Here is a 20,717-nt window from a genome sequence, read left to right on the forward strand (position 1 = left end):
CGGAATCCGTTTTTGCTTCGTAAGTCTATTATTGTGGATAACTATCGTGCGGAAATCCCTGCTGTTTTCAGTAAATTTGGGTTCCTTAATTCAATCTAAATGGATACGAAATTCAATCATATCATTGCCGAAAGGCTGAATATCAACGAACGTCAGGTTCGGAATACCATTTCTTTGCTGGAAGAAGGAGCAACGGTTCCGTTCATTTCCCGTTACCGGAAAGAAGCAACCGGCAGCCTGGATGAGGTAGCAGTTGGCAACATTAAAGAGGAGCTGGAGAAGCTGACGGAGTTGGAAAAGCGCAAAGCGACGATTTTGAAGACCATTGAAGAACAGGAGCAATTGACTCCGGAACTTCAAAAGAAAATAGAAGATTGTCTCGACCCGAATGAGTTGGAGGACATTTACCTTCCGTACAAACCCAAACGCCGCACCCGAGCGACGATTGCACGGGAAAAAGGATTGGAGCCGCTGGCGAAAATTGTGATGAAACAGTTTGAGAATGATCCGGAAGGACGTGCCGGACGCTTCCTGTCGGATGAGGTTCCAACAGTTGAGGATGCGTTGGCCGGAGCCCGCGATATCATTGCTGAGTGGATAAATGAGAATACGGCAGCCCGAAACATCGTCCGGAATATTTTCGCCCGGGATGGCGTGATTCGTTCCCGTTTGGTGAAAGGAAAGGAAGAGGATGGAATTAAATACCGCGACTATTTTGAGTGGGAAGAGCCGTTGAAGCGTTGTCCGTCGCACCGGATGCTGGCGATGAGGCGGGGAGAGAAAGAAGGTTTCCTGAAACTGTCGATTTCTCCGGATGAAGACCGCGTGATGGAGCGCTTGGAGCGACTTTTTGTAAAAGGCCGAAATGCGAGTGCCGACCAAGTTTCCCTTGCGGTGAAGGATAGTTACAAACGTCTTTTGGCGCCCTCCATCGAAACGGAATTCTTTAACTCATCGAAAGAGGAAGCCGATACGGAAGCAATTGGAGTTTTCGCTGAAAACCTTCGTCAGTTACTGCTCTCGTCACCACTTGGACAAAAACGGGTTTTGGCAGTCGATCCCGGGTATCGCACCGGTTGTAAGGTGGTTTGCCTGGATGCTCAGGGTAACCTGTTGCATAACGAAACCATCTATCCGCATCCGCCGCAGTCGGAAGTGAAGCAATCGAAGAAGAAACTGGCCGCATTGGTGAGCACCTATAAAATCGAAGCGATTGCCATCGGAAACGGAACTGCCAGCCGCGAGACGGAACACTTTGTGAAGAACACCCATTACGATCGCGATTTGCAGGTGTTTGTGGTGAGCGAAGACGGAGCTTCCATTTATTCCGCATCGAAAGTGGCGCGCGAAGAGTTTCCGCAATATGATGTGACGGTGCGCGGTGCGGTTTCTATCGGTCGCCGCCTGATGGACCCGCTGGCTGAGCTGGTGAAGATTGAACCGAAATCCATTGGGGTGGGGCAGTACCAGCACGATGTTGACCAAAAGCAATTGCAGAAAAGTCTGGACACAGTCGTAGAATCTTGCGTGAACCTCGTGGGAGTGAATGTGAATACGGCGAGCAAACATTTGCTAACGTACGTTTCCGGTTTGGGCGCTACGCTGGCTCAGAATATCGTTGACTATCGCAAAGAAAACGGCCCTTTTGCTTCGCGTGAAGCATTGAAGATGGTTCCCCGGATGGGCCCCAAAGCATACGAACAGAGTGCCGGTTTTCTTCGCATCCCGGATGCTACCAATCCGTTGGACAATTCGGCTGTGCACCCTGAGCGTTATTCGCTGGTGCAGAAAATGGCGAAGGATTTGGGAAAGCAGGTAACCGACTTGGTGGCCAGTGAAGAGTTGCGGAAGTCGATAGATTTGAACCGTTATGTGGATGACGAGGTCGGATTGCCTACTTTGATTGATATTGTGGCCGAATTAGCGAAGCCTGGTCGTGACCCGCGTTCCGGAATCAAGGTATTTGAATTTGCTGAGGGCATTTTCTCCATCACCGATTTACAGCCGGGAATGGTCGTGCCCGGAATTGTCACCAATATCACCAAATTCGGCTGTTTTGTCGATGTGGGAGTGAAACAGGACGGCTTGGTGCACATCAGTGAGCTGGCCGACCGCTTTATTTCCGATCCGAACGAAGTGGTGAAATTGCACCAGCATGTGATGGTAAAAGTACTTGAGGTTGATATTCCGCGAAAGCGAATTTCCCTTTCGTTGAAGCAAGCTGACAGATAAAAAAAACAGGAGATTACTAGTTCAAGATAAGAGGCAGACCTTCAGATCTGCCTCATCTCACCCAAATTACGGTATTTATAATATGCAATACTGTTTAGCTTATTCTTCGCATTGCATTAATTCATGCTTATCGTCGGAACTACTACGCCGGCAACACTAGGTGTACCTTGTAGAATAAGTGCTTCATTTCGACTTCCATCCTGTTGGATATAGCTGTTGTTGTAGTTACCGGTCGACATTTCGACAGCGATATTCTGACTGCCGCTTTGTTCAATGCCCATGAATGTATGATCGCCTACATTGATTTGCCGGGCTGTGTTAAATCCACCTTCCTGAGTGACACCCAACCGAATGTTATCGCCTTCAGAGTATTGAAATGCGCTGTTGCTATTTCCATGCTGTGTGATGTTCGAACCGGCATGAATAGTCGGATCATTGGAAATCCCCTTAAGGATGCTATAGGCAAAGTTGGTTTTCCCTTGTTGTGAGATTACGGCCGTTAGTCCTTTTGTTCCATCGCTTAGTTTAGCTGAAGTAATATCAATATAGGCCTGACCGGAATTACCACACTGATCGATTTTCGCGCCATTCTTGTCACCTGTAATTTGAATTCCGGCAATACCTGTTTTACCGCGTTGTTCAATGGAAGCTTTGTTATTGTCTCCGGTGATATAAATACCCGGGGCGACTGTGTGAAAGGAGAAACCGGCCTCTGTGATGACCAACTCACTTCCGCAGACAAGTGCAATGTTACTAAAAGCAGTAGAGACATCCCACAATGGCTGCTCTTCATCGGGGGGTAGAATCGGAGAGAATCCGGAACAAACATCAAAATCACCTACTTCGTAGCCAAAGCCGGAAATACCTCCGTTTCCCTTTTGCATGATATAGGCATTGTTGTTGTCTCCGTTGACAACGATGGAAGCGAATCCGTTATGCACACTTTCCTGGTTGATGAGGGCGTTGTTGTTGCTTCCTATTTGCATAACATAGGCATCATTGTTGCCCTGTCCGCCACCACATCCTTCGCCTTCTTCACCTTCTTCGTGACCACCGGAGCCGCCACTTCCGCCGTCGTGATTGCCACCGGAGCCTTCTTCGTGCCCACCCCCTTCGTCTTCGCCTTCTTCACCGTTTTCGTGACCACCATTTTCCCGGCCTCCCGGGCCTTTTCCTTTTCCTTGATGTTGGCTGGTGCCTCCTTTTCCAGAGCTACCACCGCCTTCTTCATCTTCGTGAGCTGCAAGAGTAATGCAGATGAGAAGAGATAAAATGAGTGTAAAAAGTCGTTTCATAATGTTACGTTTTAAGATTGGTTAATTGTATTTGGGTTTGATTGGTTGCTCATTTTCCAATGAACGCACGAAATTAAGGGTGTATTTTTTCCCGTGAAGGGGGAACACTCCCCAGAATATTTTGTAAGAAAGAGATGATGATTACTGATACAGGTGATAAGGGGAGGTGCTCAGCAATACAGTTAAATTTCGGTTAGTTTACTTAATGAAAATTAAGCAATCATCTTGAAAAAGTCAATAGGTTGTTTTCGAGAAGTTTATTGAGGCAGGTTGTGGCAACGGAGGAATTTTACGTTGGATGAGAAAGTGTAGACAGGAGTGGCCATAACTTTTCCATCCTCATGCAACCGATGCATAAAGTGGAAATGATTTTGTATGAAAAAGGGGTTACAGCTCAGGTACGACTATCCACATGATAATGTAGACCAGAATACCGGGAAATGCTGCGGTGAAAATGGTTAACACCACGAACAAAATCCGGATGATACTGACATCCAGATCGAAATATTCGGCTAACCCCCCGCAAACACCGGCAATCATTCGATCGGTTCTTGAGCGTATCAGTCGTTTAGGTGATCCGGTTTGCATGATTAGAATATTTTAGTCTTCATCCTCTTCTTCGTCGTAGAGTCGCTCCTGATTTTCCAGTTCCATCTCCATGAAATCGGCTGCCTGATCGAGCAGTTCCGAGATTAGTTCGTCGCTTTCCGGTTTATCGTCGAGCCAATAAATTTCCTGGTTGGTCCAGAAACCTTCAATGTCACATTGAACGATAAAACGAGGTTGTTCGGTGTGAACAATGAAGATGTTATCAGGTAACTCTTGCGAGTTATCAGCAAAAAGAAACTTTGGTAACATAGTATCTGAATTTGATTGATTAAAATTCAAATGAACCGGACCTGCCGGAATCCTTACCAAAAGTAAGGAATTTTTGTAAAGTAATTGATGCCCGAATGTTAATCTTCCTTTTCATTCTGGTTTCCTGGAAATATTTAATTGACAAGGCAAGAAGATAGATTTTATCCGGCTGATGCTTTGTGATGTTATCAACTGGAAGAGCGGCTCGCCGAAAGGATTAATCCCCACCAAATCTTTGATTCCATTGTAATATTCCTATTTTTGGAAGCTGTCGCTTAACCTTAAAACCTGTTTCATGGAAAAACTGAACGAGATTCTTTCATTGATTGACAGTTATGTAGGCGGTTCGCAATGGTTTGTTTTTTTGCTTTTGGGAACCGGCTTGTTTTTTACCATTTACCTGAAATTTCCCCAGTTCCGTTATTTGAAACACTCACTTCGCATCGTTCGCGGTAAGTTCGATAAGGAAGGCGATGAAGGAGACACGTCCCACTTTCAGGCGTTAACGACAGCACTTTCAGGAACCGTAGGAACAGGAAACATTGCCGGTGTAGCTTTGGCTATTCACCTGGGAGGACCAGCTGCCTTATTTTGGATGCTGGTAACAGCTATGCTGGGTATGACCACCAAGTTTGTGGAGGTAACCCTTTCGCATAAGTACCGCGAAAAGGCATCGGATGGCAGTATTGCCGGCGGACCGATGTTTTACATGAAAAACCGGCTAAATATGCGTTGGCTGGCGGTCATTTTTGCTATTGCGACCATTCTTTCTTCGTTTGGAACAGGAAGTTTGCCGCAGATCAACAGTATCTCCAATTCACTGTTTGCCACGTGGGGCATCAATAAGATATTATCAGGAGCCATCCTGGCTGTTTTACTTGGACTGGTTATTATCGGTGGAATTAAGCGGATTGCCAAGGTGACGTCCAAGCTGGTACCGGCCATGGCACTCATCTATTTCATCGGAGCATTTGCCGTTATTCTGTATAACTATGAAAATATTATCCCATCTTTTATCTCCATCTTCCGTGATGTCTTCACCGGGACGGCAGCGGCCGGAGGATTCCTGGGAGCTGGTTTTTCATTTGCCTTCAACCGGGGAGTAAACCGGGGATTGTTTTCGAACGAGGCCGGTCAGGGATCGGCGCCGATCGCCCACGCCGCTGCCCGTGCACACGAGCCTGTGTCGGAAGGATTGGTTGCTTTGTTGGAGCCATTTATCGACACCATTATTATTTGTTCGCTAACCGGACTGGTGCTGTTGTCATCGGGAGTGTGGAACAAAAAGTTTGAAAACCGTTTTCAGGCTGCCGATTTGGAAATTCTGGCCCATCCGGTAGATCAAAGTAATAAAGCCGAACTGAAAGATTTGAGAAAAGACCTGAATGGCCGGGAAAATGATTCTGAATTTCCTCGTTTTTCGGGTGATTTAACGGTGAAAGACGGCGCCATTCAGAATAACCTGACCATTATTCACGCCCGTTCCATTGCCGATCATGTAAAAGTATACACCCGCGATAATGAGCTTTATACCGGGAAAATTGAAGTAGCTGACGGGAAAGTCCCGGAATTGAGTGATTATTATTTCAGGGGAAGATCGTTGTTGCACAGTGCACCGTTAACGACGGTAGCTTTCACCAAGAGCTGGTTCGGTCGTTACGGTAGTTATATTGTTTCGATAGGATTGTTGTTGTTTGCGTTTTCCACGGCCATTTCCTGGTCGTATTACGGTGGTCGGGCCATGACCTATCTATTCGGCGTACATACCGTGATTTATTACCGCATTATTTACGTTATCGGATTCTTCCTTGCTTCGTTCGTCGATACCACGATTGTTTGGACATTTTCCGGAATCACCATTGCTATGATGACCATCCCCAACCTGATTGGTATTTTATTACTCCGAAAGGAAATGAAATCGGAGGTCAAGAACTTCTGGGGCGAATATGCTATGCGTTTTCCCGGGGAAAAGGTTCCGAAAGGGTAAAAATAAAGTTAAAGAGATTTCAGGTTACAAGTTTCAGGTTGAGCTCCGCGGTTTCTGTAGTTACGATTGTTTCTGTTGTTGACACTCCGTTTTATGTGTATTCAATGAAAACAGGAATCTTCTATTGTCTCTACTCTTGCGTCTGAAGTCTTTGCTCTTATTTGATATACAAATTCGAATCGCCGTAGCTGAGAAACCGGTAGTTGTTTACCAGCGCATGCTGGTAAACGCGCTTCCAATCGTCTCCCAGAAAAGCTGAAATGAGTAGCAACAAGGTACTTTGTGGCTGGTGGAAATTGGTAATCATTCCCCTGACGATGCGAAACTCATATCCCGGCAGGATAATAATCTGTGTGGCTGTATTCAGCTTGTCCATGTTGTTGCCTGCCAGGTAATCAATCACCGCCGATAAAGCTTCTTTGGGTGAGGGAAGATGATTTTCTTCCTGGTAAGGTTCCCACTGGGCTACCAGCAGTTCCTTTTCACTCAGGTTCTGATTTTCCATCAGCTTTTTGCCAATCCAGTACAGACTTTCCAGTGTGCGGATGGAAGTCGTTCCCACGGCTACCACCGAATCCAGCTTATCACGAAGTTGCTCGATGAATGTTTTCTCCACCAGGATATGTTCGGTATGCATCTCATGGCCACCAATTGTGTCGGACTTCACCGGCTGAAAGGTACCGGCACCGACATGTAGGGTTAACTCTGCCCGTTCAATACCTTTTTCAGGTAAAGAGTCAAATACCCTTTCGGTGAAATGCAGACCGGCGGTTGGTGCGGCGACCGATCCTTTGATGCGGGAATAAACCGTCTGATAGCGTGTCAGGTCGCTTTCTTCCGATTCACGGTGCAGATACGGAGGAATGGGAATGTTTCCGGTCGCTTCCAGCAGTTCGGAGAACGTAAAGGCTGGGTTGTCCCACGAAAACTCAATTTCCTGTGCGTTGCCTGCGTCACCGATTCTTTCTGCACGGAATTTTATTGGCTGATTGTCAAGCTCCAGTGTTTGTTCCAGGATTTCGCCTTTCCACTTTTTCAGGTTACCCACGATGCATTTCCATCGGCATTTGTCGGTTTGTGTGAAAGAAAGAGCATAATCTGCAGGCGTGGTCGGTTCCAGGCAAAATATCTCGATACGGGCGCCGGTTTGTTTCCGAAAATGCAACCGAGCCCGAATAACCCTTGTGTTGTTGAATACAAGCAACGAATTTTCCGGTAAATGAGTGGAAAGATTACTAAATGTATCATCCGAGATTTGTCCCTGGTTCCAGATGAGCAATTGCGATTGGTCGCGTTCTTCCAGCGGGTATTTGGCAATGCGTTCGTCTGGTAAATCGTAGGTGAACTCCTGTACGGAAATATTTTGAAGATTTTTTGTTTGAACCATGAAAACGGGAAATCCTGATTTAGATAAATGATTGAACGATTAGAATGAGAAGTGAATCCCGGCATAAGCGCCGATACGTTTCTGAAAGCGGTCTCCATAGTCTCCGGCTACACCGAACTTCACATCGAATGGTAATTTGCTGCTGTGGTAGCGACTTTCCGCCAGAAATGAGAATTCATTCAATGGCGATGGATACGGGTCCCCATATTGGCCAAAGTTGCGCGACCACGATAGTATGGTTTTCCAGGTAAAATGATTGCATAAATTTCCTCTCAGCCCAAAATGCTGCATCCACATTCTTGTACTGCGGAATCCTGTTGAAATTCCATCGTGGTTGATGGTGGGGACAAAAAACGGCGTTCCCATCATGCGGTTCTGATACACATATCCTGATTTGTATACACCGTGATTGAAATAGTCATCTCTACCCCTACCATGCCTGCGTGTCGGCTCGGTTGGCGTGGGATCGGGAACCAAATGAAAGGAACCGCTTTGGTTGCGGGTATTCATGTATTCGACGACGGCGTTGGTGAGGAATGCTTTCCGGTTGGCATTGGCATAATGCAGCCCCCATAAACCGTCCCGCAGGTTAGCCATTTCCAGGCCGGATCGATCTTCAAACGGATGGTTGTAGTAGAATGTCAACGAGAAGTTATTGTATGCTTTCCCTACTTTCAACAGGTACATTCCAAGCGTGTTGCCTTCGGCATTAAGAATATCGGTTTGAAGCGCAGTTTTACTCCCCGCCATCCCCAATATGTAACGGAAATAATCTTTTACCCCGGGTAGTTTACCATAGTTTGGGGAAGTCCCCCCCCAGAATACGTTGTGATCCAAGCCGGCAGTGATGCTCCAGTTTTTCGGTAGCTGCGCCCTTAAATAAAGACTCTTATGATGCAGATGGCTGTCCATCACATAGCGGTCGTCGCGAAGGAAATTTTCCTGGTATTCGGCTTTAAATGAGAACCAGTTCTTCCAAAAGAGAAACGGAATGAAGCCATTGGTCGAGAGGGTAACTCCCGGTAACGGGCGTGAATTATTAGACCAGTACATGTTGCCATTGGTGGACGAGAGGCCGGCGTATTGGATGGGTTCCGGTTTCGCTCCGGCACGCAACACCAACCATTTGTATCGCAATCCGGCCCAGTATTGGTTGACCTGGAAATCGGAAGCGCCCGCATAACCATACACGAAGTTGGCTCCGTACATGTATCCCCAGGTTCTGGCTGAATCACGCTCCAGACTTCTTGTCAGTCCGGCTTGCAGCAACTGGTATGTATTGTTCTGCATGGTGAACATACCATTCTGGTTCGCAGTCATCCAAAAGGGAAGGTCATCACCCGAAGAGGCATAACTGCTGAAGGATGTATTAAAGACCGGGGCAAATCCGGATTTCTGAGCAAATAAAACCGAGCTGAAGCTCAGGAGAATGATGGTGGCGAAGTATTTCATTAAAAAAATAGTGTTAAGTGTTATGTTTTAAGTTTTAAGAGAAGGGGCAATGCGCCTCGATTATTGCTTTGAGGTTTTGTTTTGAGATGCTTCGATTTTTTTGATCAGGCCATGAAGCATAGATGAGATTTCAATTGTTTGATTGATGAACTCTTCTGCGTTATCCATCAATTTTAAATCACGGGCAATCATCAACTGCGTCCGCAATTCTCCACAAGAACCTTTCGCAATATGTAAAAACCGAATGAACTCTTGTTTCGAATTTCGTTCAGCTCCTTCTGCAATGTTGCTCGGGATAGACAAGGATGAACGTAATATCTGGTCTCTGATAAAGTATTCTTTGGTGCTGGAAAAGGCAGAATAGATTTGGATGACCAATCGATATGCTTTTTTCCATACTTCCAGATTCTCAAATGAATGGTACATTTCTCTCGTTTTTCAGAAAGTTGTCAGAAGATTCTACTGGTCTTCAGCGCAAATTAAAACTCATTCAATTGTCTTAAAACTTAATACTTAAATCTTAAAACTGTTTATCTAAAAAATCGCAGACCTGTAAGCCGGGTTCTGTACCTTGCCGAAGCAAGGCTTCTATCATTTATCTGGGACTACCGTCACCGGCAGCCTCGAGCAGCCTACCCCTTGCGACTTCCGGCGAACCGGAACCAGCGCGGGCCGCACTGTGTCTTTGCGGACTCGCAATATATTTGGCCTTACAACCCATGAGGCGTACGGCTACCTGTGTTGCCACAGATACCGGTGGGCTCTTACCCCGCCTTTTCACCCTTACTGTCTCGGACCGAGGTCCGGAGCAGCGGTTGTTTTCTGTTACACTGCTGCAGGCTTACACCCGCCTTCCCGTTAGGAAGCATGGCGCCCTGTGTTGCCCGGACTTTCCTCATTCCCCGAAAGGAACGCGATAGAACGGTCTGCGACGGGACGAAAATACTGAATAATATTGAGAACTGTATGGGTGAGGGAGAAATGGAGAGTGGGTGAGTGGGAGAAACGGAGATGGGGAGAAGATGAGAAGGGGAGAAACGGTGAGGCGGTGAATTGGTGAAAAAGAGAGTGGGAGAAACGGAGAGAAGAGGTGATTGGAGGAAGTGGCGAGAGGGAGAAAGTGGGAAGTGGAGAACCGGAGAGAGGGAGAAGGAGAAGAGGAGAGTGAGAGAAGTGGCGAGAGGGGAACCGGGAGAATTTCTCATCGGTATTAAAGCGACCATTTCTCCGGAGCATTTATCATGGTGACAATTTTTCCAATGATTTGGTCATATAACGAACTTAGCTGCTGTTCTTCATCTTGTGAGAGATAGCCAAATGAACGAGCAAACTGAAGCCAGACCTGCGTTTCTGCAGCCTCTCCTTCTGCATCCGATAGTTTTGAAACAAAAGCCTTTGGATAACGCCTTTTTCGGTAAGCCTCGGCCAAATTTGCGGCAACCGATCTTGAACTTCTCCTGATCTGGTCTGTCAACGAATAGCGTTCCTCAATCGGAAAATGAATCGTCAGTTGGTGAATCTTTTGGGCTGTTTTAAATGCTATCTGATATACTTCCAACTCATTATGCGTCCGAATCATTTTCTTCATGAGGTCGACTTTTTAAGACATAATGAAATTAAGAAAAATAGCCCATTAATCCGTTTTCAAGTCACCTGGTCTTCTTATCGCTAATCTCCCACTCTCCTTTTCACCAATTCATCGTTTCTCCCATTCTCAGTTCTGCTCTCAAGCTCATCGCTTCAGGTACACCATGGTAGCACCATAACCATATTCCTGGAAAGAGGCATCCTGAAAGGAGTATTTACGGTATTTGCGTTGCAATTCACGACGGAGCTCATTCTTTAGCACACCATTTCCCACACCATGTATGAAGACAATCTTTTTTACTCCGGATTCAATGGCTTTGGCCAGTTCTTCCCGGAAGGTGTCCATCTGAATCTTGAGCATATCGGCATTGGACAGGCCACGGGTGTCGTCCATCAACTCCTGGATGTGCAAATCGATTTCGACCAAATCCTGGTTCGGAAGTGTGACTGTCTTCATCTTCTTTTTGGACGGCTTCTCTTTTTCTCTGACAATTTTATTGAATTCTTTGTCGGATAACTTTTCCAGCTCGGCTGTCAGCGGATCGGTCACCAGGGAAAAGGTCATGGCCGGTTTCCGGAAGTAATCGTTTTTCGAAAACGAGTTTTGTTTATAGAATTTTACCGGATTGAGGGTGATTTCCTTTTGTACCGGAGCTTCCATGGATGACGAATGTTTCCGGAAGTAAAGCAACTGAAAGCAGAAAGCGGGGAGATCACCCAAATCAGCTTGTGTGAGTTGCTCCAACTGAATGCGGGTATTGGGTTCCAGTGTGCCGCTGTCACGTGTTTCGTAGTTCTTATCACGACGATAGGCAAACTGGTATAAAACGGAGTAGTTGCAATCGTTGATTAGGTAGAGGGTAATCCCTGCACCTACCGCATTGTTGGCATCTTCAGGAACCACGGCAAAAATGAAGCGTGGCTGGTCGTTGCCTTCCACCTGGTTGATTTCGGCAAAACCATAGAATTCCGGCTCGGCTTCTTCCTCTTCGTCTTCTGAAGCTGCTTTTGTTGTTGTGGGTGCATTCGCTACCGTATTCTTTTCGGAAGCTTCATCGGGCATACCATAGGTGTCGCCGCCACTCACTACAACCAGTTCTGTCACCAGGGTAGGCAATTCGAAACCGTCTTCCGTTTCCACATTCACCATGTTAGGATTGATGATGGATGTTACTTTCCCGCCGCCTACATCATTTAAAAACCGTACGCGGTCTCCTATTTTGATTTGCATGTTGCTGTCTGTTTTTATTCCTGCGAAGGTAAGAAAAAAGACGGCAGATGACAGATGACAGATATTAGATGGTTCCTGTTATTAGGAGAGTTTCTGTTGTAAGAAGAGTTTTAAGATGGTTTCATGTTTCAGGTTTGGACCTAGCCGTTTCTGTAGCTTATATCGTTCGAAGAGTTTAAAGGAGACTGACGCCAGACTTTAGACGTTAGATGAAAGACAAGTAGGCGAAAGAAGTTTTAAGTTTAAGGGGAAGTTTTCAGATTTGAGGTTTGAAGATAGGAGAGGTTTCAAGTTACTGCCTGTAGTTGTAATGTTCAAGGCTTGAATGTGAGGTTTATATATCGACAAAAGAGCCGGGCTTTTCGCACCCGGCTCTTTGTCTAATATCTTTATTCTATCTTCTAATGTCTGCTTTTTTCAATCCGGATAAGTCTGCAATGCTGTTTCGCGGATTTTTTTGCGGCGCAGCAGGTATGACGGAACACTTGACATTAAAATGGCCAGCGGTGCAATAATCATAAACGCTTTTCCTACCGGGACGTTTTGCAGTGATATGCTCAGGGCAATAAAACCCAGGTTAACCGTCAGGATAGTGAGGGTGGCCTGCAGATGACTCATTCCCAAATCGAGCAGTTTGTGGTGAATGTGGTTCCTGTCGGCCGTGAAAGGCGAAGTACCACGAAGAATGCGCAGTACGAATACCCGCAGCGTATCAATCAACGGGATAATCATGATGCCGATGGAAACGGCCGGTGCTCCTCTAAAGGCGTGGATACCACTCAGGCCGATATTGAATTCGTTGAACTGGATGACCAGTACCGACATGATGGTTCCCAAAATAAGGGAGCCGGTGTCACCCATAAATATCTTATTCTCTTTGCCAAAAACGTTGAACCAGAAGAACGAGGTCAGTGAGCCGGCCAGGGCAAATGCGGTTATCGCGTAAGCGTAATGTCCGGTAGCAAAAAACCAACCGCCAAAGGTCGCTGCAGTGAGGATGGTAATTCCCGATGCCAGTCCATCGATGCCGTCAATCAGGTTGAGAGCGTTAATCAAAACGATCATCACAAACAACGTTAATGGCACACTGACCATGAACGGGATTTCATAGATACCCATAAATCCATGTAGGCTGGTAAAGCGAATGTTACCCAGAATGATGACTATAAGGGCGGCTAAGATTTGCCCCAACAGCTTTTTCTTCGGCGCCATATCGACAATGTCGTCTTTGAGGCCAATGAACAGCATGATGGTCAATGCTGCGATGATGTACTTGATTTCGGAAAACATGAAACCATTGCTGCCGATAATCATGCTAATGATAAAACCGACATAAATGGCTACACCACCCAATGTGGGAACAATTGTAGTCGCGGCCGAACGGTGATTGGGTTCGTCATAGAGGTGCTTCAATTGGGCTACCTTGATTAAGGTCGGGATGGAAAAATAGGTTAATCCGGCGGCCATGATGAAGGTGACAAACAAATAGATGACTTCCTTCAGAGTGTTCATTTTTTGAGGTTAAAGTTTATTACAATAAGAACTGTTGGTGTCTGTCTTAATATAATCTGTGCAAAGTTAAATGAATATTTTTGTAAACAAAATAATTCTACAGCATATTTTTATGTTTCAAGGCTTGATTTTAAGGTATTTGGACCTGTATTCATTCCAAATTGGATTCTGATGTTAGATGGTCTGGTTTCAGGTTTCAGGTTTCAGGTTGGGCTTTGTGGCTCCTGTGGTTAGAGTAGCGTGTTAAGTTTTAAGTAAAAGACTCCAGACAAGAGATTTTAGACATTAGACCTTTGACTCCGACGTAACGCCGGGATTTGGCATCGCTCAATCTTTAACCCTGTCAACTTTAACCTTGGTTTGCCAGTTGGACTTTGGTGAAGGGGCTTTTTATGTCCGTTGTGTGTAAAACTTAGTGTGCTTCGTGGTAAAAGAGAGTAACCACCAGGAACACAAAGAAACGGCTATGTTCACAAAGGCATCGTTGAACAGGGATGAGCACCTGGTTCCATTCAGCACCGGCCTGGTAGGGCCACGATACAATTCAAGGTCTTTGGACCTGTATTCATTCCAAATTGGATTCTGATGTTAGATGGTCTGGTTTCAGGTTTCATGTTGGGCTTTGTGGTTCCTGTGGTTAGAGTAGCGTGTTAAGTTTTAAGTAAAAGACTCCAGACAAGAGATTTTAGACATTAGACCTTTGACTCCGACGCTACGGCCGGGATTTGGCATCGCTCAACCTTTACCCCTGTCAACTTTGACCTTGGTTTGTCAGTTTGGATTTGATGAAAGGGGCTTTTTATGTCCGTTGTGTGTAAAACTTAGTGTGCTTGGTGGTAAAAGAGAGTAACCACCAGGAACACAAAGAAAGCGCAATGTTCACAAGGGTATCGTTGAACAGTGGTGAGCACCTAAGTCCATTCAGCACCGGCCTGGTAGGGCCACGATATATCGTGGCTCTGTATTATCCCCATCCTATGGGGCGAAATGTTTCTGTTGAAAAAAGTTTTAAGTGTTAGGTGTTAAGTTTTAAGTAAAAGACTCCAGATAAGAGATTTTAGACATTAGACCATTGACTCCGACGTAACGCCGGGATTTGGCATCGCTCAATCTTTAACCCTGTCAACTTTAACCTTGGTTTGCCAGTTGGACTTTGGTGAAGGGGCTTTTTATGTCCGTTGTGTGTAAAACTTAGTGTGCTCCGTGGTAAAAGAGAGTAACCACCAGGAACACAAAGAAACCGCTATGTTCACAAAGGCATCGTTGAACAGGGATGAGCACCTGGTTCCATTCAGCACCGGCCTCGGTAGGGCCACGATATATCGTGGCTTTGTATTATACTCATCCTATGGTTCGAAATGTTTCTGTTGTTTCTTGTGTTAGGAGTTTTAGGTTAAAAAAAGTTTTAAGTGTTAGGTGTTAAGTTTTAAGAGAAGGCGTTTCGATGGAGGTATTTGGTCTTGGGTTGGCGGTCCGGGAAAGCCCGGGTTGGATGGTCGGCAACAATCCAAGGCGCACATTACGGCCTCATGAAAAGCGGATACATTGTTGCGCCACCCCACGACAGCTATCGGGGAAAGCGTTGATGGTTAACATATCAGAATTTCAGGTTTGTTTTTTGGCCCACCCAGCCTCCCCACCCGGGGAGGAGTAAGAGCACGCGATTGGTCGTGCCTATATCAGCTTTTACCGGTTAGGTTGGGCTGCGCAGTTTCTGTTGTTAAGATAAAAGACGTCAGATATGCCAAGACCACGATACGCCGTTGTCGGATGTACGCCCCTAATGACTATTTCAATTCGGTGCCAGCATCTGCGGCGCAAGTTATTCAGTTTTTCAATCGGAGTAGAAAGGTGTGCCTCTTGCAAAGGTACGCTACTTTACCCCAGGGCGGCCCCTCAATGTCCATCTCGGGTTACCCTGGGCTATGGGCTTACGGCCCTTCAGGCCTTGTAACTAACATTGGAGCTCCAATTCGCGTAATTTGTGCGCGATAGAACTGTGTGCGGGGTCTAATTAGCGTAATCCGTGTTTACCAGAAACTAATCTTGTCGAGGTGACTAAGCGCCCTCACCAAGCCGCGACGTACAGCAGCCGGTTTTTTATCCTGCCTTTCCAATCCTGGCATGTCGATTAGGCGTTCGTTGCGCCGGGGAATTAGAATTTGCTGGAACGGATCGTCTTTCCGAATCAGTTGTTTGATTTGGATGTGCCTTCCCAGCAGCATTACCGAGCCCATGGCAAATGCAAGGTTGACAGCCATCAGTCCCCAGATGCCCAGTCCCTGCAGCAAAAATACCGGAATGAGATAAAGTGCAGAAACGGCCAGCAACGTAAAGGTGGCTTGCTTATGCGACATCCCCATGGCCAACAACCGATGGTGGATGTGGTTTTTGTCGGGTGAAAACGGTGACCTTCCCTGGTACATCCGGATGGCAAATACCCGGATGGTATCGAACAGCGGGTAGATGAGAATGCCAAAGGAAACTGCCGGTGCCGATGCGATGGCGAAAGGACGGGTTTGTATAATGTTCAGCTCGTTGAACTGAATGACGAGTACCGACATGATGGTTCCCAGAATAAGGGAGCCGGTATCGCCCATGAATATTTTGTTCTTTTTCCCGTAGACATTGAAATAGAAGAACCCGCTCAGCGCACCAATGAGTGAAAAGGCCAGAATGGTGTATTCGATATGTCCTGCCAGGTAAAACCACACGCCAAACACGCCGGCTGCGACAATGCTGATACCGGAAGCGAGGCCATCGATGCCGTCGATCAGGTTAAAGGAATTGATGAAGACAATCATCACAAAACCGGAAAGCAGCATACTCACCGGGTAGCTTATTTCGTGAACTCCCATGAATCCGTGGAGGTTCGTGAAGCGAATATCTGCCAAAACAATTAGCATGAAGGCTGAGCCTAGTTGTGCTATCAGTTTTTTCCAGGGAGAAACAGTCAGAATATCGTCTTTCAGCCCCACAAAGAACATGATGGTGATCGCAGCCAGGATGTATTTCAAACCGGGCATCACGAAGCCGTTGCCGGCAATGGTCACACTCAATACAAAACCTAAAAAAATGGCAATTCCTCCGAGGGTAGGTACCACCTGTGTGGCGGCCGAACGTCCGTTCGGTTCGTCGAACAGATGTTTTTGATGGGAGACACTGATGATGGTCGGGATGCTCCTGACGGCAATCAGTAGCGAGAGTCCAAAACTCAGTATCACATAAATAATTTCTGGCATGTCTTTTATAAGTTTGAGGTTAAGAGACGCACAAATGTAGGCAATCTGCGCTATAACCCGTATTACTTCTACTTTAAATCATACTTAACTTTAACGTAGTTGTTCGGGTTTCATTGTGTGCATCTCCATAAATGATGCTCCCCGGTTGGAAAAGGTTGCCTGAAGGATGAGATTTACACGGATTTTTTCATGGATGGACGCTGTTGAGTTTCGATGTTGGTTATGGGAAGGCGTATTTGAAATTGAAAATGGATAATTGAGAATTGAAAATGATTGGTGCTTCGGGGCTGTTTGCGTTGATGGATTAACACGGATTGCATTCACGATGCCACGGTGTAGTAAAATTTCTCGAATTAAAGCGAAACGAAGTTCGACGAAGTCAATTACGATAGCACGGATTACACGAATTGAAGGGAATTGCGCGAATTGGTGCTTCTAGGTTGCTGTTGTAAGAGGATTGACACGGATTTGATTCACGGATGCCACGGATTGACGCTTCGATGTTGCTTACAAGAAGGCCTGAAGGGCGTAAGTCCAAAGCCCGGGGTAAGGAGGGACGACGCCACCACTCCACGACGTTCATCGGGACAGGCCCGGGGTCGAATGCGAAGCATTTAAAAGAGGCGCACATTCTGGCCGGGATTGAGATAATGAAGTTCCTGCGCCGCAGATGCCGACTTTGAACAGGTGAATGTGAGAATCTTATTCCACGCAGAGGGCGCAGAGATTTTCGCGGAGAGCGCAGAGGTTTTTCCACGGATGGGCGCTGTGATGGGGAGAAGGCGAGAAACGGAGAGTGGGAGAAAGGGTAATGAACAATGTGCAATGAAAAATGAAAAGTCGAACTGAGATGTGTATGATATAGGGCATAAGGGTAATGAACAATGTGCAATGAAAAATGGGGGACTTTGGGCCGGTGATTAACAGGAGCCTTGCGGCGTTGATTGTTTGCATTACCACGACGATTGAATTCTACTCACCCCAACCCCTCTCTAACATAGAGATGGGCTTTGGGCCGGTGATTGGAATGGGGGTTTGTGGCGTTTTTGATGGTTGTGGTGAAATAACCACTGTCAGGGTGCAAGACCACTGACAGGCTAGTTCCACAGCCGGCGTTTTCTCATTCGTATTAGCCGGGATAATTCACAATAGCCTCTACACAGCGATTTGCCGTGTTTCCATCCCACAGCTCCGGACGTTGGGGAATGCGGCCTGCTTTTAACGCCGTTTGGTATTCCTCGCGGATGCGATTGATGTTATTTCCCACCAGCACGCTGGCTCCGCCATGTTCTTTTAATGTAACCGGACGTTCCGTGTTCCAGCGGAGCGTAAGGCAAGGGGTTCCCAATACACAGCATTCTTCCTGCAGGCCGCCACTGTCGGTGAGCATGATGGTTGCCGACATGTTCAGTCGCAGCATCTCGTGGTAACCGATGGGGTGGAGGAGGATGAGATTTTTACAGGCGGTTGCCTTATCCCATAAATCAAACTGCTGCAACATCTTCTGTGTACGCGGATGGATAGGCCAGATGACCGGCATGTCGGCAGCAACTTCTTCAGTGAGGAAGTTTAGGATGGGAGCAAGAATCTCCTTTTTATCGACATTGGAAGGACGGTGCATGGTGAGGATGGCATATGGATTGGAACCGGATTCCAGCAGTGATGTTGCAGGGGTTTCCTCCTTGTCATTATGAGGCAGCGCATCAGTTAGCCGGTTGGATTGAATAATCCTGTTGATATCCAGTGCTGCTGACTGACTCCGGTTACGCTCGAGGGTATCAATCATGATGTTGCCGACGAACCGGATTTTTTCTTCCGGGACACCCTCTTTGCGAAGGTTTTCCATGGACAATTTATCGGGTGTCAGGAGCAGATCGCTGAGCCGGTCGGTCACGAGCCGGTTGATCTCTTCCGGCATGGTCTCATCACCGCTGCGAAGGCCTGCTTCGATGTGACACACTTTGATGCTCAGTTTTTTTGCCGTCACCGAACAGGCCAGAGTGGCATTTACATCACCGACGACCACAATCCAGTCGGGTTTTTCCTGTATAAGTACCTTTTCAAAAGTAATCATGGTATTACCCACCTGCTCGGCATGTGAGCCGGAGCCTATTTCCAGGTTAATATCCGGAGCAGGAATCCCCAGGGCCTGGAAAAATGATTCCGACATGCGGACGTCGTAGTGTTGCCCGGTGTGAACAAGAAGATGAGTTATTGTTGCAGTATCGTGCTTAAGGTTATCGTCTTGATTGTTTACTTTGCTGGTAACATTTTTGTTGTGTTCTTTGATGGCACGGATGAAAGGTGCTATTTTCATAAAGTTGGGACGTGCCCCTACGACAGATATAATTTTCATACGATGTGCTTTATTCTTTACGATCCGGGATTGACCGGTTCAGGATTTTTGCGAATTTAAAAGGTTTACACGAATATCAGTAAACTGATTGCAGGAATTATTGTGAATGACGCTAATTGGGGCGTAGAGGTTGTTGTTGCGAGCGGATTGACACGGATTTGCACTGTAGCAAAATTTCACGAATTAGAGCGGAACGAAGTTCGACGAAGTCAATTACGATAGCACGGATTAGGCGAATTAGAGCGAAACAAAGTTCGACGAAGTCAATTACGCGAATTGGTGCTTCGAGGTTGCTGTAGAAAAACAATTGACACGGATGGACACGGCCTGAAGGGCCGGATTACTTCAGCCCAATGGCAACGCCTTGGGTGATGAATGCCAGGCATTTAGAAGAGGCGCATATTTAGACCACACTTGAAATGATAACGTTCCTGCGCCGCAATGCCGACTTTTAACAGGTGAATGTGAGAATCTTATTCCACGCAGAGGACGCAGAGATTTTCGCTGAGAGCGCAGAGTTTCTTCTACGGATGGGCGCTGTGATGGGGAGAAGGCGAGAAACGGAGAGTGGGAGAAAGGGTAATGAACGATGTGTAATTAGGAATGAAAAATGAAAAGCCGAACTGAAATAGTGTATGGTATAGGGTTTATGGGGGGCCGGAATGACCACTGTCAGGGCGCACGACCAATGACAGGGTGGTTTCCGCAGTTGGCGTTGGTATTGTGTTGCTTATCGAGCGTAAACCTTTTCCAAAGTTCAAAACTTTGGAAAAGGTGATATACCGGCTGTCGATTGATACTTTTATGGGTTGGGTGGTTGAATTCTACTCACCCCAACCCCTCTCTAACATAGAGATGGGCTTTGGGTCGGTGATTGGAATGGGGGTTTGTGGCGTTTTTGATGGTTGATTAGTTCTTTTTCTGCTTCCCGATGTATCATGATATAAATTTACAATTCTGGATTTGGATTCCAAAATTGTAAAGAATTGCCTGTCGTGATGTTTAATTACGCGAAACGAAGTTCGATTAAGATATTACAGATTACACGAATTTGGGCGAATTTTGCTAATTCCTTCGAGGCTGTTTTTGTTGACTGATTAACACAGATTGAATTCACGGATTACCACGGGTGAGCTTCGATGGCGTGTGTGGAACGGCCTCAAGGGCCACAATTCCATAGCCACAAGACCACTGACAGGGGAGTTTCTGCAGTTGGTATTGTGTGTTTTTTGCCCTGTTCCAAAGCCTTGGAACCTACCCCGGGGGACTTTGGGCTGGTGATTAACAGGAGGCTTGCGGCGTTGATTGTTTGCATTACCATGATGATTGATTTCTACTCACCCCAACCCCTCTCTAACATAGAGATGGGCTTTGGCCGGTGATTGTGACGGGGATTCGTGGCGTTTTTTGATGGTTGTGGTGAAATGATCACTGTCGGAATTTCACCCCTGCATCCCCTGAAGGGGACTTTGGGCCGGTGGTTGGAATAGAGGTCCTAGCTTATTTGATGGTTGCGTTGAAATAACCACTGTCAGGGCGCACGACCAATGACATGGTGGTTTCCGCAGTTGGCGTTGG

13 protein-coding genes and 1 other RNA gene are annotated in these 20,717 nt (G+C 46.5%); 2 read left to right on the forward strand and 12 right to left on the reverse strand.

The window, feature by feature from the left end; all coding sequences use genetic code 11:
* Window positions 1-99 precede the first annotated feature (99 nt).
* Window positions 100-2,232 carry a Tex family protein gene (locus AC060N_RS05045; protein WP_479526140.1) on the forward strand — a complete coding sequence of 711 codons (2,133 nt, stop codon included), beginning with the start codon at window positions 100-102 and terminating at the stop codon, window positions 2,230-2,232.
* A 116-nt stretch (window positions 2,233-2,348) separates the two neighbouring features.
* On the opposite strand, the gene AC060N_RS05050 is transcribed toward AC060N_RS05045, so the two are convergent.
* From AC060N_RS05050 to AC060N_RS05060, 3 genes are all read right to left on the reverse strand, one after another.
* Window positions 2,349-3,527, reverse strand: a complete 1,179-nt coding sequence (locus AC060N_RS05050) for a hypothetical protein (protein WP_479526141.1) — start codon at window positions 3,525-3,527, stop codon at window positions 2,349-2,351.
* A gap of 387 nt (window positions 3,528-3,914) precedes the next feature.
* On the reverse strand, window positions 3,915-4,115 hold the full coding sequence (locus tag AC060N_RS05055) for a PspC domain-containing protein (RefSeq protein WP_479526142.1): 201 nt from the start codon (window positions 4,113-4,115) through the stop codon (window positions 3,915-3,917).
* 12 nt (window positions 4,116-4,127) lie between these two features.
* On the reverse strand, window positions 4,128-4,385 hold the full coding sequence (locus AC060N_RS05060; protein WP_479526143.1) for a hypothetical protein: 258 nt from the start codon (window positions 4,383-4,385) through the stop codon (window positions 4,128-4,130).
* A gap of 295 nt (window positions 4,386-4,680) precedes the next feature.
* On the opposite strand from AC060N_RS05060, the gene AC060N_RS05065 reads away from it, so the two are divergent.
* Complete coding sequence (locus tag AC060N_RS05065) at window positions 4,681-6,372, forward strand: alanine/glycine:cation symporter family protein (RefSeq protein ID WP_479526144.1); 1,692 nt, start codon at window positions 4,681-4,683, stop codon at window positions 6,370-6,372.
* A gap of 157 nt (window positions 6,373-6,529) precedes the next feature.
* Here AC060N_RS05065 and AC060N_RS05070 read toward each other — a convergent pair whose 3' ends face one another.
* The 9 genes from AC060N_RS05070 to wecB form a co-directional block, all read right to left on the reverse strand.
* Window positions 6,530-7,759 (reverse strand): S-adenosylmethionine:tRNA ribosyltransferase-isomerase, encoded by a 1,230-nt coding sequence (locus tag AC060N_RS05070; RefSeq protein WP_463230337.1) that lies wholly within the window; start codon window positions 7,757-7,759, stop codon window positions 6,530-6,532.
* Between the two features lie 39 nt (window positions 7,760-7,798).
* Window positions 7,799-9,211, reverse strand: a complete 1,413-nt coding sequence (locus tag AC060N_RS05075) for a hypothetical protein (RefSeq protein WP_479526145.1) — start codon at window positions 9,209-9,211, stop codon at window positions 7,799-7,801.
* Between the two features lie 60 nt (window positions 9,212-9,271).
* A complete protein-coding gene (locus AC060N_RS05080; protein ID WP_479526146.1) occupies window positions 9,272-9,637 on the reverse strand; it encodes a four helix bundle protein in 366 nt (121 codons plus the stop codon).
* A 111-nt stretch (window positions 9,638-9,748) separates the two neighbouring features.
* Window positions 9,749-10,144: RNase P RNA component class A (gene rnpB, locus AC060N_RS05085), an RNA gene on the reverse strand.
* A gap of 277 nt (window positions 10,145-10,421) precedes the next feature.
* Window positions 10,422-10,799 carry a four helix bundle protein gene (locus AC060N_RS05090; protein WP_463230332.1) on the reverse strand — a complete coding sequence of 126 codons (378 nt, stop codon included), beginning with the start codon at window positions 10,797-10,799 and terminating at the stop codon, window positions 10,422-10,424.
* A gap of 144 nt (window positions 10,800-10,943) precedes the next feature.
* On the reverse strand, window positions 10,944-12,029 hold the full coding sequence (locus AC060N_RS05095; RefSeq protein ID WP_479526147.1) for a Smr/MutS family protein: 1,086 nt from the start codon (window positions 12,027-12,029) through the stop codon (window positions 10,944-10,946).
* Window positions 12,030-12,446: 417 nt separating this feature from the next.
* On the reverse strand, window positions 12,447-13,541 hold the full coding sequence (locus AC060N_RS05100) for a glycosyltransferase family 4 protein (RefSeq protein WP_479526148.1): 1,095 nt from the start codon (window positions 13,539-13,541) through the stop codon (window positions 12,447-12,449).
* Between the two features lie 2,030 nt (window positions 13,542-15,571).
* Window positions 15,572-16,783: a glycosyltransferase family 4 protein gene (locus AC060N_RS05105; RefSeq protein ID WP_479526149.1), complete on the reverse strand. Its 1,212-nt coding sequence runs from the start codon at window positions 16,781-16,783 to the stop codon at window positions 15,572-15,574.
* A 1,129-nt stretch (window positions 16,784-17,912) separates the two neighbouring features.
* Complete coding sequence (gene wecB, locus AC060N_RS05110; protein ID WP_479526150.1) at window positions 17,913-19,139, reverse strand: non-hydrolyzing UDP-N-acetylglucosamine 2-epimerase; 1,227 nt, start codon at window positions 19,137-19,139, stop codon at window positions 17,913-17,915.
* Window positions 19,140-20,717 lie beyond the last annotated feature (1,578 nt).

The sequence above is a fragment of the Prolixibacter sp. DSM 2831 genome (assembly GCF_056493735.1).

Excerpts from the sequence above, each read along its gene's own strand:
- AC060N_RS05045 (WP_479526140.1), top strand. The coding sequence starts at position 100 with ATGGATACGAAATTCAATCATATCATTGCCGAAAGGCTGAATATCAAC.
- AC060N_RS05050 (WP_479526141.1), bottom strand. The coding sequence starts at position 3,527 with ATGAAACGACTTTTTACACTCATTTTATCTCTTCTCATCTGCATTACT.
- AC060N_RS05055 (WP_479526142.1), bottom strand. The coding sequence starts at position 4,115 with ATGCAAACCGGATCACCTAAACGACTGATACGCTCAAGAACCGATCGA.
- AC060N_RS05060 (WP_479526143.1), bottom strand. The coding sequence starts at position 4,385 with ATGTTACCAAAGTTTCTTTTTGCTGATAACTCGCAAGAGTTACCTGAT.
- AC060N_RS05065 (WP_479526144.1), top strand. The coding sequence starts at position 4,681 with ATGGAAAAACTGAACGAGATTCTTTCATTGATTGACAGTTATGTAGGC.
- AC060N_RS05070 (WP_463230337.1), bottom strand. The coding sequence starts at position 7,759 with ATGGTTCAAACAAAAAATCTTCAAAATATTTCCGTACAGGAGTTCACC.
- AC060N_RS05075 (WP_479526145.1), bottom strand. The coding sequence starts at position 9,211 with ATGAAATACTTCGCCACCATCATTCTCCTGAGCTTCAGCTCGGTTTTA.
- AC060N_RS05080 (WP_479526146.1), bottom strand. The coding sequence starts at position 9,637 with ATGTACCATTCATTTGAGAATCTGGAAGTATGGAAAAAAGCATATCGA.
- AC060N_RS05090 (WP_463230332.1), bottom strand. The coding sequence starts at position 10,799 with ATGAAGAAAATGATTCGGACGCATAATGAGTTGGAAGTATATCAGATA.
- AC060N_RS05095 (WP_479526147.1), bottom strand. The coding sequence starts at position 12,029 with ATGCAAATCAAAATAGGAGACCGCGTACGGTTTTTAAATGATGTAGGC.
- AC060N_RS05100 (WP_479526148.1), bottom strand. The coding sequence starts at position 13,541 with ATGAACACTCTGAAGGAAGTCATCTATTTGTTTGTCACCTTCATCATG.
- AC060N_RS05105 (WP_479526149.1), bottom strand. The coding sequence starts at position 16,783 with ATGCCAGAAATTATTTATGTGATACTGAGTTTTGGACTCTCGCTACTG.
- wecB (WP_479526150.1), bottom strand. The coding sequence starts at position 19,139 with ATGAAAATTATATCTGTCGTAGGGGCACGTCCCAACTTTATGAAAATA.